General features: G+C 64.6%; 12 protein-coding genes and 1 tRNA gene. 1 reads left to right on the top strand and 12 read right to left on the bottom strand.

The window, feature by feature from the left end; all coding sequences use genetic code 11:
* Positions 1-184: 184 nt before the first annotated feature.
* Positions 185-913, bottom strand: a complete 729-nt coding sequence (locus tag NZK81_RS10855) for a M23 family metallopeptidase (protein WP_260046150.1) — start codon at positions 911-913, stop codon at positions 185-187.
* Between the two features lie 403 nt (positions 914-1,316).
* Positions 1,317-2,879, bottom strand: a complete 1,563-nt coding sequence (locus NZK81_RS10850; RefSeq protein ID WP_260046149.1) for an amino acid permease — start codon at positions 2,877-2,879, stop codon at positions 1,317-1,319.
* A 121-nt stretch (positions 2,880-3,000) separates the two neighbouring features.
* Here NZK81_RS10850 and panB point away from each other — a divergent pair, with 121 nt between their 5' ends.
* Positions 3,001-3,873 carry a 3-methyl-2-oxobutanoate hydroxymethyltransferase gene (gene panB, locus NZK81_RS10845; RefSeq protein WP_260046148.1) on the top strand — a complete coding sequence of 291 codons (873 nt, stop codon included), beginning with the start codon at positions 3,001-3,003 and terminating at the stop codon, positions 3,871-3,873.
* Between the two features lie 12 nt (positions 3,874-3,885).
* Here the strand turns inward: panB and NZK81_RS10840 are convergent, their stop codons facing one another.
* The 10 genes from NZK81_RS10840 to efp form a co-directional block, all read right to left on the bottom strand.
* Positions 3,886-5,625 carry a tetratricopeptide repeat protein gene (locus tag NZK81_RS10840; protein ID WP_260046147.1) on the bottom strand — a complete coding sequence of 580 codons (1,740 nt, stop codon included), beginning with the start codon at positions 5,623-5,625 and terminating at the stop codon, positions 3,886-3,888.
* Between the two features lie 67 nt (positions 5,626-5,692).
* Positions 5,693-7,057 carry a PEP-CTERM-box response regulator transcription factor gene (prsR, locus tag NZK81_RS10835; protein WP_260046146.1) on the bottom strand — a complete coding sequence of 455 codons (1,365 nt, stop codon included), beginning with the start codon at positions 7,055-7,057 and terminating at the stop codon, positions 5,693-5,695.
* Positions 7,057-9,186, bottom strand: a complete 2,130-nt coding sequence (gene prsK / locus NZK81_RS10830) for an XrtA/PEP-CTERM system histidine kinase PrsK (RefSeq protein WP_260046145.1) — start codon at positions 9,184-9,186, stop codon at positions 7,057-7,059. The genes prsR and prsK overlap by 1 nt, the downstream gene beginning before the upstream one ends.
* Positions 9,186-10,571: a TIGR03013 family XrtA/PEP-CTERM system glycosyltransferase gene (locus NZK81_RS10825; protein WP_260046144.1), complete on the bottom strand. Its 1,386-nt coding sequence runs from the start codon at positions 10,569-10,571 to the stop codon at positions 9,186-9,188. The genes prsK and NZK81_RS10825 overlap by 1 nt, the downstream gene beginning before the upstream one ends.
* Before the next feature lie 229 nt (positions 10,572-10,800).
* A complete protein-coding gene (locus NZK81_RS10820) occupies positions 10,801-12,117 on the bottom strand; it encodes an amidohydrolase (protein WP_260046143.1) in 1,317 nt (438 codons plus the stop codon).
* A gap of 53 nt (positions 12,118-12,170) precedes the next feature.
* Positions 12,171-12,254 (bottom strand) — tRNA-Leu (locus NZK81_RS10815).
* A 99-nt stretch (positions 12,255-12,353) separates the two neighbouring features.
* Positions 12,354-12,704, bottom strand: coding sequence for a hypothetical protein (locus tag NZK81_RS10810; RefSeq protein ID WP_260046142.1), 351 nt, complete (start codon positions 12,702-12,704; stop codon positions 12,354-12,356).
* Positions 12,705-12,821: 117 nt separating this feature from the next.
* The gene (locus NZK81_RS10805) at positions 12,822-13,643 is read right to left on the bottom strand and encodes an inositol monophosphatase family protein (protein ID WP_260046141.1); all 822 of its coding nucleotides are present in this window, start codon (positions 13,641-13,643) and stop codon (positions 12,822-12,824) included.
* Positions 13,644-13,685: 42 nt separating this feature from the next.
* Positions 13,686-14,063 carry a hypothetical protein gene (locus tag NZK81_RS10800; protein WP_260046140.1) on the bottom strand — a complete coding sequence of 126 codons (378 nt, stop codon included), beginning with the start codon at positions 14,061-14,063 and terminating at the stop codon, positions 13,686-13,688.
* On the bottom strand, positions 14,063-14,626 hold the full coding sequence (gene efp / locus NZK81_RS10795) for an elongation factor P (RefSeq protein ID WP_260046139.1): 564 nt from the start codon (positions 14,624-14,626) through the stop codon (positions 14,063-14,065). The genes NZK81_RS10800 and efp overlap by 1 nt, the downstream gene beginning before the upstream one ends.
* Positions 14,627-14,764: the final 138 nt, after the last annotated feature.

The raw sequence follows: 14,764 nt of genomic DNA, 5'->3' as shown, positions 1-14,764 counted from the left end.
AAAACATGATGCAGACTTAGCCTGTTATATAAAAGGCATAATAGGAGATGACCTAAAATGGTCCACTTCTCGCGACATAGATAAAGATCACTATGCGTAAATGAATCCAGCATGATGCAGACACACATAACCACTCGGGACAATGTTACTCCCAAGTATTCGACAATGAAGGTAGTGCGTTGAATTATTTGGAAAGAGGGTTCACCGGGTGCCCGTCGACGCGCACTTCGTAATGCACGTGCGGCCCCGTGGACCGACCCGTGGAACCGGCCTGCCCCAGGACATCTCCAGCCTTCACGTGCTGTCCGACCGACGTCGAAATGTGCGAAAGGTGCGCATAACGGGTTTCCACCCCTTTGGCCTGCCGTACTTGCACCAGCAGGCCATAGCCTCCCGACCAACCGGCATGCGTCACGACGCCGTCGGTCGTGGCCTTTACCGGCGTACCTTCGGGAACAGCCAGGTCGACCCCCGCATGCTGCCGCACGCCACCGAGGATCGGATGGCGGCGAAGCCCGTAAGAACTCGAGATATGCGCTGCGGAAACGGGAAGGCCTAGGGGAACGCCCTTGAGGCTCACCCGCGGATAGACCGGCACTGCGGAAAAGCCCACCACCGCGAAACCATGGCCATCTCCCGACCGGTCGGGATAACGCCAGGCACCGCCTGTTGCGTAGGAAGCCCCCACGCTGACAGTACCCGTCGGTGCCTCGACATAGATATGCGTGGCGTTTTCTCCGGGGCTGTCAGTGGAACCCGGTCGCCCGCTGCCCGTGGGCGTGCCGTTTACATCCTGCAGATGCGCCATCTGCGGCGCATCCTTCGCCTGCGCAGCTCCGCAAAGAAACGGGTAAACAATAGCCGCAGCGGCCATGCGCGCAGCAACTGCCTTCAGCGATGCCTTTGCGGTCATGACGCGTTCGACCTCCCTCCGCTGCCTGTTCCATACAGCAAAGCGGCCAGTCGAAGAAGCAACAAGAAAGTGACTGTTTCGTTGCGGGGCGATTAGTGCAGGACTTACCTGTCGCGGAAACAGATCCTGCCGTCTGTTTTACCGGCAGTGATCTTCGGCTCAGGTCAGGCGATAGCCATGATCGCCAGTTGGCGACGAACGCTGATGTAGTAACGCAGGGCCAGATCCGGGTGGAAGATGAGAAACGGGTTCACAGCGGCTCTCCATTTGGCTTGCCGCCATGATGAACGACAATGGTTAACATTTTCCCTAGCAAGCGCTGCGCCGCCGCCTTCCATGCCTCATGCGCAAAAAGAAAAGGGGAGCGCAGCGGCTCCCCCTTCCCTCTTTATCGCATCGAAGCTCAGATCGGCGGAACCGGCTGCGGCGGGGCATCCGGATCGTCCTCGTGGATTTCGATCTTGCCGAGTCCGACGTGGCTCTTGCGGCGCCCATAGGAGAAATAGACGACTAGGCCGATGCCACCCCAGACCGGAAGCACAAGCATCGCTTCCGGCGGCAGGTTGAAATAGAGCGCAAGACAGCCAAGGGCCGAAATCGGCGCGATCACCCAGACGAACGGCGTGCGGAAGGGACGGACCCGCTTCGGGTCCTTCAACCGCAGCACCACCACGGCAATCGACACCATGAAGAACGCGAAGAGCGTGCCCGAGTTCGAGATGTCGGCAAGCTGGCCTACGGGCAGCAATGCAGCCGCGATGGCTACGAAAATGCCGGTCAGCATCGTGACGATATGCGGTGTCTTCCACTTCGGGTGCACAGTCGCGAGCTTCTCCGGCAGCAGGCCGTCGCGGGCCATGACGAAGAAGATGCGGGTCTGGCCATAGAGCATCATCAGGATCACCGACGGCAACGCCAGGTTGGCGGCAAGGCCGATAAGGTCGCCGGCCCAGGTGTAGTTGATCGCCCGCAGGACGTGCGCCAGTGCCTCCTTCGAGCAGACCAGCGGCTCCTGCCCCTGCTGGGCGAGCGCGGCGCACTGGCGCGCGAATTCGGGAGATCCGGGCTGGACGCCGAGTTCGGTCGGCTGCGCACCGATGGCACCGATGGCACCCGCAGCGACGAAGAGATAGAAGATGGTGCAGATCGCAAGGCTGCCGATCAGGCCGATCGGGACGTTGCGCTGCGGATTCTTGGTTTCCTCGGCTGCGGTGGAAACCGCGTCGAAGCCGACATAGGCGAAGAAGATCGACGCCGCCGCGCCGACAATACCCATGCCGCTGGTTCCCGGAGGGCCGAACCAGCCGTTCGGAGCAAAGGGCGCGAAGTGTTCGCCGTTCATCGCGGGCAGTGCCAGCGCGATGAACATGATGAGCGCAGTCACCTTGATGGCAACGAGGATCGCATTGAAAGTCGCACTTTCCTTCGTGCCGATCATCAGCAGCGCGGTAACGGAAAGGGCAACGACAATGGCCGGGACGTTGATGACGCCCGAGCTGAAATCAACGCCCGTGAGCGACCAGGTCGGCCCCGCGGCCAGGGCCGCTGGTAACTCGAAACCGGTCCAACTCTTCAACAGGCCCATGAAGTAGCCCGACCAACCCACCGAAACGGCGGAGGCGGCCACGGCATATTCGAGGATCAGGGCCCAGCCCACCATCCAGGCAAGGATCTCTCCGACCACGGCATAGGAATAGGTATAGGCGGAGCCCGAAACCGGCACCATCGATGCCAGTTCCGAATAGCACAGAGCCGCTACCGCGCAGACAAAGCCCGCGATTACAAAGCTCCACAACATCCCCGGTCCGGCCTTCTGCGCCGCTGCTGCGGTGAGTACGAAGATACCCGTACCGATGATGGCACCGACGCCGAGCAGCGTGAGCTGCACGGGCCCCAAAGATCGGTGGAGAGATTTTTTTTCCGCTGTCGCCAGAATGGCATCAAGCGGTTTGACGCGTCCGAACATGCGTGGACCCCCGGAATTTATGGATGTGCGGACGCTAGCGACATGCGAACGCATGGCAAGAGCGAAGAGCAAACAGTTCCCCAGCTTTGCAGAATTTCTCCGCCTTGGCTAAGACCTTCCCATGTCCACGACCTTCCAGCTCGACACCGCGACCAGCCGCGCCAATCCCACCCCCGCGCCGATGAAGCGCCTGACCGTGCCCGCCGTCCAGCGGCGCAAGTTCGAGGGCAAGACCGAAGAACCGCTGGTCATGCTCACGGCCTATACCGCCCGGCAGGCGCAGTTGCTCGACCAGCACTGCGACATGCTGCTGGTGGGGGATTCACTGGGACAGGTGATCTACGGCCTGCCCTCCACGCTGCAGGTCACGCTCGACATGATGGTCGCGCACGGCGCGGCGGTCGTGCGCGGTTCCTATCACTCGCTGGTGATCGTCGACATGCCCTTCGGCGCCTACGAGGCGAGCCCGCAGCAGGCGTTCGCGGCGGCCAGCCGGATCATGTCCGAAACCGGGTGCGCCGCGGTCAAGCTCGAAGGCGGGCAGGCCATGGCCGAGACCATTTCCTTCCTGACCCAGCGCGGCATCCCCGTCATGGCCCACGTCGGGCTCACCCCGCAGGCCGTGAACGCGCTCGGCGGCTATGGCGCACGCGGGCGCAGCCAGGAAGAGCACGCGAAGATCATCGCCGATGGCAAGGCCGTGGCCGATGCCGGCGCTTTCGCCGTCGTGGTCGAAGGCGTGATCGAGCCGATTGCCGTGGCCCTTACCCAGAGCATCGAAATTCCCGTCATCGGCATCGGCGCCTCCGCACAGTGCGACGGTCAGGTGCTCGTTACCGAAGACATGCTCGGCATGTTCGAACGCGTGCCCCGCTTCGTGAAACGCTATGGCGACATTGCCGGGATGATCTCGGAAACGGCCGCGAAATACGCCGAGGAAGTCCGTACGCGGGCTTTCCCCGGACCGGAGCAGACCTACCAGCCGAAGAAATAGCGCGGCCGCCAGTCAGGCCGGCTGCCTGGAGCGCAACTGCCGGCGCGCCTGTGCGATCAGCGGCGTGCTACCCACCATCGCCTCGGCCTTGTCGAGCAGGGCCCGTGCGGCCTCTGCCCGATCGCCGAGCATGGCATAGCTGTATCCCAGCGCCTGCGTGGCAAGAGGGCTGGCCCGCTGGAGGCGATAAGCCGCGAGCGCACTGCCGCGCGCGCCCTCAATATCCCCCTCGCCGGCCTGCACCATGGCAAGGTCGCACAGCAGTTGCACGTCGCGCGCGTCTCCGGTGTCGCGCAGCCAGGTGAGGATCGCGCTCGCTCGGGGCATGTCGCCGGTCCCGATCGCCAGCCTCGCCGCCGCCCGCAAGGCCGGACGGCTCGTGGGATTCTGCCGCAGGTAGCCCTCGACCAGGTCCTTTCCTCCCTTGAGATCGCCCGCCATGACATAGGCTTCGAAGCGGCGCCGGAACAGGCTTGCAGGCATGCGGATCTCGGCCGCCGCGGCATAGTGTTCCTGTGCCGCCACAGGATGCCCGAGGGCAAGCTGCACATCCCCTGCCAGAGCCTGATTGTCGTAGAAGCCGGGATCCTCGCGGACGTCGGATTCCGCGACGGCCTGCGCCGCGCCGGCCTGTCCGTGGGCGAGCATCTCCCCGATACGCCCCTGCCCGGGCACCACGTGCAACGCCGGCCTCGGCGTCCGCGCGGCCCGATCGAGCAGTTCGCCAGCTTTCTGGCGTTCGCCTAGCACCTCATAGCTGCGCGCGACCACGGTAAGCAGGTAGGGCGAAGCATCCTCGCGCGCGATGTCACCGGCAAAGCGCAAGGTGGCATAGCGGTACTGACCGGCAAGATAGATGGCACGGGCCAGCAGTTCCCTGGCCCGCATGCTGTCCGGCTTGGCGCGCAGCACCGCTTCCAGCGCCTCGGCCGCCGCCGATGGATTGCCCTTTGCGATCTCGACCACGCCGTGCAGCATCTGCACGCCCGGCTGCCAGTCGAGTTCGCCCTTCGTGCGCATCAGCAGCCCGCGCGCGAGATCGTAGTTGCCCGCGCGCGCGGCGATCACTGCCTGTAGGTAGTAGGCCCGTGCATTCCCGGGCGCCAGTTCGAGCACCCGGCGCGTGACTGTCAGCGCCTCGGAAGCCCGCCCCAGATCCCCCAGCGTCGCGGCGTATTCGAGCAGCACCGAGACGTCCCGTGGATCCTGCAGCAACGCCTGCTCGAACCACGGAACGGCAGCGAGCAGGCCATAACGGTCGCGCACCATCTGGCCCCGGAACTCCAGCGCACGCACATTGCCCGGATCGAGCGAAAGGGCATGCTTGGCCGCCTCGATGGCCAGCCGGTGCTCTCCTCCCACATAGCGCATCCTGCCGACCTCGACCCACAGCGACGCGTCGTTGGGGGTGATTTCCAGCGCCTTGCCATAAGCGCGGGTGGAAGCCTCCAGGTCGCCGTCCAGCCGTTCGAGCAGCCCCAGCGCCCGCCAGCCATCGGCGGCACCGGCCGGGGAGAAGTTCCCCGGCGCCAGCCATTCGCGGGCCTTGTCGCGATTGTCCTGTTCCAGATAGGCCCTGCCCATCCACGCGGCGACGTCCCGGCGCGACGCCCCGTTGTCGAGCGCCACGCGCAGTTTCATCTCGCCGTCGATCCCGTCCCCGCGCGCAAGCGCCGCCCGCGCGGCCTCGATCGCCGCTTCGGCAGTCGGACGCTCGCCGAAACCCGGGCTGGAAAGGAGCGCAAGGGGCATGACAAGGGCGGCCAGCGCGAACGCCAGCCGCCGCCTGCCCCATCCGATCCCCCCCGTCGGGAGAGTATCAGGACTGGAGGTCGTACTGCTTGAGCAGGTCATAAAGCGTGGGCCGGCTGATCCCGAGCATCTTGGCCGTGCTCGAGATGTTGCCCTCGCTGCGGGCAAGCGCATGCCGGATGACCTTGCGGTCCGCCTGCTCGCGCGCTGTCTTGAGGTTGAGCGCGTTGAAGACCTGCTCGTCGGGATCGGCAAGGTCGAGATCGGCAGCGTGGACCAGCTTCTCGTCGGCCATGATGACCGCACGCTTCACCCGGTTTTCCAGTTCGCGCACGTTGCCCGGCCAGTTCCAGGAATCGATCGCGGCAAGTGCATCGGAAGCGAAACCGCGCACCGCCGGGTTCATCTCCTTGGCATAGCGATTCAGGAACGCCTTCGCGAGCAGCGTGGCATCTCCGGGGCGTTCGGCCAGGCTCGGGATTTTCACGACGATCTCGGCCAGGCGATAGAACAGGTCCTCGCGGAAGCGCCCGTCGGCGATCATCGCCTCCAGATCCTGGTGCGTCGCGCAAACGATACGCGTGTCCACGGGGATCGACTCGCGCGAGCCCACGCGCTCTATCACGCGCTCCTGCAGGAAGCGCAGCAGCTTGACCTGAAGCTGAAGCGGAATGTCGCCCACTTCGTCGAGGAACAGCGTGCCGCCGGCGGCCTGCTCGATCTTGCCCTGCGTGGTCTTCACCGCCCCGGTGAAAGCGCCCTTCTCGTGCCCGAACAGCTCGCTTTCGAGCAGGTTCTCGGGAATTGCGGCACAGTTGATGGCGACGAATTCACCATCGGCGCGGTCGCTGGCGTCGTGCAGGCCGCGTGCGAGCAGTTCCTTGCCGGTGCCGCTGGCCCCCAGCAGCATGACCGAGACATTGGTGTTGGCGACGCGTTCGATCGTGCGGGCGACGCGCAGCATCTCGGGCGCCGCGGTAATCATCCGGCCCAGAACCTTCTCGTCCTTGCCGATGCGGGCGGCAAGACGGCGGTTCTCGTCCTCCAGCTTATGGAGCTGGAGCGCGCGGCGCACGATGAGGCCGAGCGCATCGATGTCGACCGGCTTCTGATAGAAGTCGTAGGCCCCGCGTGCGATCGCCTGAAGCGCGCTTTCCCGCGCACCATGCCCGGATGCGACGATGATCTTGGTATCGGGCTTGAGCGCCATGATCTCGTCGAGCACGGCAAAGCCCTCGGTCACGCCGTCGGGGTCGGGCGGCAGGCCGAGGTCGAGCGTCACCACGTCGGGCATTTCCGAACGCAGCAGCGCCAGCGCGCTGAGACGGTCTCCGGCCACGAGGACGTCGAAATCCTCGTAGGCCCACTTGAGCTGTGCCTGCAGACCGGCATCGTCTTCCACGACGAGCAGCTTGGGTCGGATCTCGGTCATTACGCTACCTTCTGGTCCTGACTGGTCATGTTCTGGAAAATGTCGGTCGCCGCCGCGAGGGGCACGAGCACGATGAAGCGCGACCCCAGGCCCTCGCGCGATTCCACGTCGAGCCGGCCGCGCATCGCCCGCACCAGTTCGCGCGCTTCGAACGCGCCGATGCCGAAGCCCCCGCTCTTGGTCGAAACGAAAGGCTTGAACAGGCGGTTGCGCACGAAATCGGCGCTCATGCCGCAACCGGAATCGACCACTTCGAAGCGGGCGTTGAGCCCCTCGATCGCAAGCGAGAGGAATACGGGACTGTCGGGCTTGCTGGCATCTATGGCATTCTGGACGAGGTGCACCAGCACCTGCTCCAGCGAATGCCGGTTCCCGGTCACCACCACGTCCCTGGTCTCGGCGAGCACTACCTGCGGGTTGTCGCGAAAACGCTCCATCACCGCATTCGTGACCTCCATCGCATGGACCTGCTCCAGCTTGTCCACCGCGCCGTTGCCGTAACGCGAAAGACGCGTGAGGAGCGCATTCAGCTTCTCCGAGGAACTGCGCAGGGTGACCAGCATGTCGGCGCGGAATTCCGGCTTGTCCGCGTGAAGTTCGGCATTGCGGGCCAGCAGACTGAACTGGCTGGCCAGGTTCTTGATGTCGTGCATCACGAAGGCAATGCGGCGATGGAAGTCCTCGAAGCGGCTCGATTCGGCGAGCGCTTCCTGGCTGGCGTGCTCGGCAAGGTAGCTGGCGACCTGCTGGCCGATGACGCGAAGCAGGTCGAAATCCTCCCAGTCGAACTTGCGCACCAGTTGCGGGCGCGCCAGCACCACCATGCCGACGAGGCGTTCATAGTGGACGAGCGGGATCACCGCCCAGGCCTGCGCATCCTGCAACAGCCATTCCGGAATCTCGATCTCGCCCCCGTGCGCCGTGCGCCCCGCGCGCGCCTCGTCGAGGTCGGCGATGAAACCGGTCCGTTCAAAGAAGCCCAGCGCCCGCATTGGAACCGCCACCGCAGGCACTTTGACTTGCGGCCAGTTCCAGCGCGCGGCAAGCGTGAGCGCGCCCTGCTCGTCGGGTGTCAGCAGCAGCCCGGAAGGGCTTTCGAAAACGTCGGCAATGGACTGGACCACGCGCTCGCCGAGCGGCAAGGCCTTTTGCCCGCCACTGCCGATGGTGCGCGTGAAGCGCAGCCATTCCTCGCGGTAGTCGTAGCGGTGCTGGAAGAAGTGCTTGGCCAGCGTCACCTTCAGCCAGCCGCGCATCCGGCGCGAAGGCAGCACGACCAATGCGGCCGCGCTGGCGAACGTGACGAATATGAGCTCGATCATCCGCGCGAAGTTGCCGCCCGCGTAGGACAGCCACTGCGCCACCGCGACCATCGCCACCAGGTAGATGCCGATGACCAGCAGCGAGAAGGTCTGGAACGTCACCGCACGCGAGGGGCGCAGGCGCAGCTCGTCCCGGTTTGTCGCCGCGGCAAGCGTAAAACACCCCGTCAGCACCAGGATCGCAAGACCGCGGAACGCCGCGATCTCGACGGGCCAGCGCGCGGCGAGATAGGCGATCGTGTACAGGTTGAGATCGAAGGCCCAGAGCATCGCCAGCCCGGTGGCGGGCCAGCGCAGCGCCGAACGCACGTCACGCGGCGCGCCGGCATAGAGATTGTGGACCAGCACCAGCCCGCCCACCGTCACCAGCAGTCGGAACATGACGTTGAACTCGAACGCGACCCGCATGACGTTGTCGTCGAGCACGACGCGCGACAACGCATAGTCCACGCCAAGATGCAGAAGCTCGACGAAGGCCAGCGCAAAGACGACCGGGTGGATCGGCGCGACGCTCGCATGGCGCCCGTCGCTTGCGAACAGGCGGTAGATGACGACAAGCCAGGCAAGATTGCGCGCGCTTTCCGCCACCGACGGCAGGAACATGCCCGTCCCCGACGCGGAGGCGGAACCCACCGCCAGACTCCAGCCGGCGGTGATCAGCAGTGCCACCAGAATCGGCGTGCCCGCGGTGCCGAAGCGGCTGCGATTGGGCCAGAGCCAGATCGCCAGGCTCACCAGCGCGATCGCTGCCGAAAGATCGAAGGCGATATCCAGCGTCGCCCAGAGGCTGCCATGCCAATATGCCATCAGCGCGCTCCCTCGCTCCACAGAACCACGCGCAAGGTCTGCAGAAGAATGAGCAGATCGAGGAAGGGCGTGTAGTTCTTGGCGTAGTAGAGATCGAATTCGAGCTTCTGGCGCGAATCCTCTATGGATGCGCCATAGGGATAGTTGATCTGCGCCCAGCCGGTGATGCCCGGCTTCACCATGTGGCGTTCGGCGTAATAGGGCAGCTGCTCTTCGAGATCGGCCACGAATTCGGGGCGTTCCGGCCGGGGCCCCACGAAGCTCATCTGCCCCTTGAGCACGGTCCACGCCTGCGGCAATTCGTCGATGCGCACCATCCGGATGAACTTGCCGATGCGGGTAATGCGCGGATCGTCCTTCTCCGCCCATTTCGCGCCGGCGGCCTCGGCATCGTTCCGCATCGACCGCAGCTTGATGACATCGAAAGTCTGGCCGTACAGCCCGACGCGCGACTGGCGGTAGAAAGCCGGTCCCTTGCTGTCGAGCTTCACCAGCAACGCGAAAAGCAGGATCAACGGTGCCGTGAGGAACAGCAGCGCGGCGCTGGCGATGATGTCGAACACGCGCTTGGCCGCGCTGGAAATCGCGCGCCCCGACGAGAAGCCGTCGGAGAAGATCAGCCAGCTCGGATTGACGGTATCGAGGTCGACGCGGCCGGTCTCGCGTTCCAGGAAGCTGGAGAACTCATTGACGTGGACGCCCGCCGTCTTGATCCGCAGCAGGTCCTTGAGCGGCAAGGCGTTGCGCCGCTCTTCCAGCGCCAGCACGACCTCGCTCACCCCCAGATTCTCGACGAAACCGGTCAGGTTGTGGATCGCCACGCGCGGGATCGCATCCTCGACGACGGGACTGGCCTCGCTCATCCCGATGTAGCCGACGATCACGAAACCGGACTCCGGGCGCTCCGCAAGATGGCGCAGGCGCTGCGCGCGGTTGCCCGCGCCCAGCACGAGCACACGGCGCCTGAATGCCGTCGTTCCCAGAAATCCGCTCAGCAGCAGGCGGTTGAAGACCAGCAGCACGATCGCAAGCCCCATCGAATAGGCCAGCGTCGAGCGCCAGAAATTCTGTCCGCCGACCATGAAGTCGACGAAAGCCAGCCCGATCACGCCCAGCGAGATGGCGACGAGCAGGCGCGCCACGGCAAACCGCATCGAACGCAGGGATTCGGAGCCGTAGACACCGACCGAGATCATCGCCAGTGCTATAATCCCGGCGAAGGCCGCATGGGGCCCCAGCCGTTCGGACAGGGTACCCGGGTCCATGCCGATCTGCTCCGCGCGCAAACGCCACGAAATCTCGTTGGCGCCGGCGAGCAACAGCATGTCGATCACCCAGAGCAGCACGACGGCGTGCGGGATGTAGTGTTTGAAAAGACGAATCATCGTCGGGTAAAGCCATCCTTCGGGCCATTGCGGCACTTGAGAGCGTGCCTAGGCCAAAGGCGTAAAATGTCGGTAAAGCTGACAGACTCTTCGCGAAATTCCGCAAATCAGGGCCTGAATGGCAAGGTTTTCGGGGCCCGAACGTCGGCAGGCCTTACACTTCGCGCAGCCCCACGGCCCGCGAACGACCGCAAAGACGGGTAACCGCCCCCCTGCCGGACAGCGCGCCTTACCTGGCCATGAGCCTCATCGCGGTGAGCGTCAGCGCTTCCGCTCCCGACGCGATCACCTTGTCCGCCTCGGGCGCCCAGAACGGGCTGTGCAGCGACGGCAGGGGCGCACCCCCCGCCCTGGCGGCGGCGATCTTGTCCGCCGGCGAGCCTCCGACCCAGAAGATCACCGACTTGATGTGATCCTCGTCGGCCCTGCGAAACTCGCCGAAATCCTCGCCGCCCATGACCGACGGGGTGATGACCGCGCGGTCCTTGCCCATCTCCTGCTGCAGGAAGCCGATCGCCTCCTGCGTGAATTCCGGCGAGTTGTAGGTCGAGCGCGTATAGGGTTCCTCGACGGTGACCTCGGGCATGAGATCCTCGGGAATGCCCGAGGCGAGCGCCTCGCCCTTCACGATCCGCCTGATGCCCGATAGCAGCTTCGCACGCGTCTCGTCGGAATAGCTGCGCACGGTCAGTTCCAGCTTGGCCTGATCGGAAATGATGTTGTGCTTGGTCCCGGCATGGAACGAGCCGACCGTGACGACGACCGGGTCCAGCGGGTTGATCTCGCGACTGGCGAGCGTCTGCAGCTTCATCACGATCGCGCTGGCCAGCACGATCGGGTCCTTGGTGGCCTGCGGATAGGCCCCGTGACCGCCCACGCCCTTCACCAGGATGTCCACGCTGTCGACATTGGCCAGCGCGTACCCCTCGGCAGCCCCGACAACGCCCGAGGGCAATTCTGGCGTATCGTGGAAGGCAAGCGTGTAATCGGGCTTGGGAAAGCGCGTGTAGAGCCCGTCCTTGAGCATCTCGACCGCGCCCAGGCCGATTTCCTCGGCCGGCTGGCCGATCATGACCAGCGTCCCCGACCAGTCGGCCTTGCGCGCCGCCATCAGCCGCGCCGTCTCGATCCAGGCAGTCATGTGGGTATCGTGGCCGCAAGCATGCATGATCCCGCTTTCGACCCCTGCGGTGGAAACCCCGCGCTGCTTCGAGGCGAAGGGCAACCCGGTCTGTTCGGTCACCGGCAGGCCATCCATGTCGGCGCGGATCAGCACCGTGGGCCCGGGGCCGTTCTTGAGGACCGCGACGATTCCCGTCTTCCCGACTTTCTCGGTCACCTCGAACCCCGCCTCGCGCGCGGCCCTTGCCATGACCGCGGCACTGCGCACTTCCTGGAAGCTCAGTTCCGGGTGCGCGTGGAGATCGCGGTAGGTGTCCATCAGGCCGGGCATGTCGGCGGAAATCGTATCCGCCACGGTTTCGGCATGAAGACTTGCGGGAAAGGCGACGAGAGCTGCTGCGGCTGCGAGCGAAAGGTTCCTCATGCGGTGCAGGCTATGGCCATGCCCGGCAATCCGCAAGCCGCGAAACGCAATGCTGGTGCCCCTGGCCCGACTCGAACGGGCACGTCTTGCGACAAACGATTTTGAGTCGTTCGCGTCTACCATTCCGCCACAGGGGCACGGAAAGTCAGCGCGGACGCTTAGCCGCGCGTTCGCCCGCATTCAAGAGCAGTACGCAATGCCAGTGCAATTGTTTCGGCGACAAGTCGGAAAAGGCTTCAAAAGCTCCAGTCCAGTGCCACGTGGAGCAGCTTGCCCTTCATTGCCCCCTTGCGCGAACCGTATGTGCCGACTTCGAAGCGCGGACCACCCTCGACCGGCTGATACCGCAGGCGCAGCTTCACCTTCGTGCGGACCTCTGCATCTTCCGCGAACGGGTCGGTCCTTGGCGCAGCCCCGCCAGTGCGGACGACCGGCAGCCTTGCCGCCTGCCCGAGATCGAAAGTCTGCTGAAGCGCGGGGGTGGCCGCAATCGCGGATTCGACCGCGACGTCCTGCCCGTACGCGGCCAAAGGCACGAATGCGACGACCAGCGCCGACGCGACGAAAAAATGCCCCCGTAGTCCCATGCCGCAAGCCTTTCGGCCCGCTGGCGGAAACTACCGCGTCAATTGCGTTTCAGTTCGGCGACACCCACACGCCGCACGGCAAGCCGTGCAGTGAGCACGACAAACCGTGAGACGCGCTCAGCCCTTGAGGGCGTTCACCAGCATCTTGTGCAGGCGCGAGTGCAGCGCATCGTTGCCGGCGAGAACTTCCGCGTCGCAATAAGGCAGCGAACGGCCCTTCCAGTCCGAAACGAAGCCGCCGGCCTCGCGCACCAGCAGGCAGCCGGCCGCGGTATCCCAAGGCTTCAGGCCGGATTCCCAGAACCCCTCGTAGCGGCCGGCGGCAACCCACGCGAGATCTAGCGCGGCCGAGCCGAAGCGGCGGATGCCGGCAACCTGCGGCGCCAGGGCATGATAGATCCGGGTCCACTCGCCTGCGTCGCCATGACCCGAGAAAGGAATGCCGGTGGCGATCAGGCTTTCGTCGAGATGACGGCGCGACGATACGCGCAGGCGCCGGTCGTGCAGCCAGGCACCGCGCGACTTTTCGGCCCAGAAGGTTTCGTCCGTGACGGGCTGGTAGATCAGCCCGGCAGTGACTTCGCCCCAGCCCTTGCCGTCCAGACGCGGTTCCTGCACCGCGATCGAAATCGCGAAATGCGGGAGGCCGTGCAGGAAGTTGGTGGTGCCATCAAGCGGATCGACGATGAAGCGCGGCTTGTCGGGATCGCCCTCGATCTCGCCGCCTTCCTCGAACAGGAAGCCCCATTCGGGCCGCGCCGCGCGCAGTTCGTCCCAGATGGTGCGCTCGGAGTTCTGGTCCGCCTTCGAGACGAAGTCGGCAGGACCCTTGCGGCTCACCTGGAGGTGTTCGATTTCGCCGAAGTCGCGTCGCAGGCGGCCGCCTGCCTTGCGGGCGGCTTTTTCCATGACGCGGATGAGACCGGAAATTGCGGCCATAACGTGTTCTCTACTCCTGAATGAGCCGGGCCCGCACGGACCTTATCGGCCACCCTTTGCTGCTGCGTCGGGCTTGTATCCGCAGATCCGGACCATCACGCTGAGCAATTCGCCGGGATTGTCGCGGTGGATCTTGCCCGGGTTCTCGGCGATCACCTTGTCCATCGATTCCGTGATCCTGCCGAGCGAATTGTTGTACAGGCAGCCCACGAGAGCACCTTTTACCGGGCCCTCGACATTCTTGGACTGCAGACCGGAGATGAGGACCTTGAGGTACAACTCCGCATTCTTCACCTGCGACTGACCGGTTGCGGCCCTGGGCTGGGCCTTGGCGGGCGCGGCGGCGAATGCGCTGCCGCTGCCCAGAACCAGACCCGTACCGAGCAGAGCCGAAGTTGCGATCTTCGCGAGGTTATGCATCAATCCGCCTTTCTGACGTAAGTCTTCTCGTACACGTCGACAACGATGCGGGTGCCGCTTTCGATATGCGGCGGAACCATCACGCGCACGCCGTTGTCGAGTACGGCAGGCTTGTAGCTGGACGAAGCTGTCTGTCCCTTGACCACGGCATCGGCCTCGACGATCGTGGCTTCGACCTGTTCGGGCAACTGGACCGAGATGGGACGTTCTTCCCACAGTTCGAGCAGAACCTGCATGCCGTCCTGCAGGAACGCGGCGGCATCGCCGAGAAGGTCGGCAGGAAGCTGGATCTGGTCGTAGGTCTCGATGTCCATGAACACCAGCTGGTCGCCCTCGGCGTAGAGGAACTGGAAGTCCTTCGTATCGAGGCGCACCTTCTCGACCGTGTCGGCGCTGCGGAAGCGCACGTTGGTCTTGCGGCCGTCGATCAGGTTCTTCATCTCGACCTGCATGAAGGCGCCGCCCTTGCCGGGCTGGGTATGCTGGGTCTTGGCGACTTTCCAGATGCCGCCTTCGTATTCGAGAATGTTGCCGGGACGAATGTCGACGCCGCTGATCTTCATGGATTCGTGCCTTCGATGGGAAAGAGCTAGATGCCTTCGGGCGCACCCGCCTGCCGGGAAACGCCCTTGAAAGCCTGCGCCCTTAGACGAGGCGGGCGGGCATGGCAATTGCTTCGCGCCGGTGCTAGCCGGAAGGTC

This window comes from Novosphingobium mangrovisedimenti (genome assembly GCF_025153475.1).
Lineage (GTDB): Bacteria > Pseudomonadota > Alphaproteobacteria > Sphingomonadales > Sphingomonadaceae > Novosphingobium > Novosphingobium mangrovi_A.
Note: the sequence above shows the minus strand (reverse complement) of the source record. Positions and strands in the feature narration are given on the sequence as shown.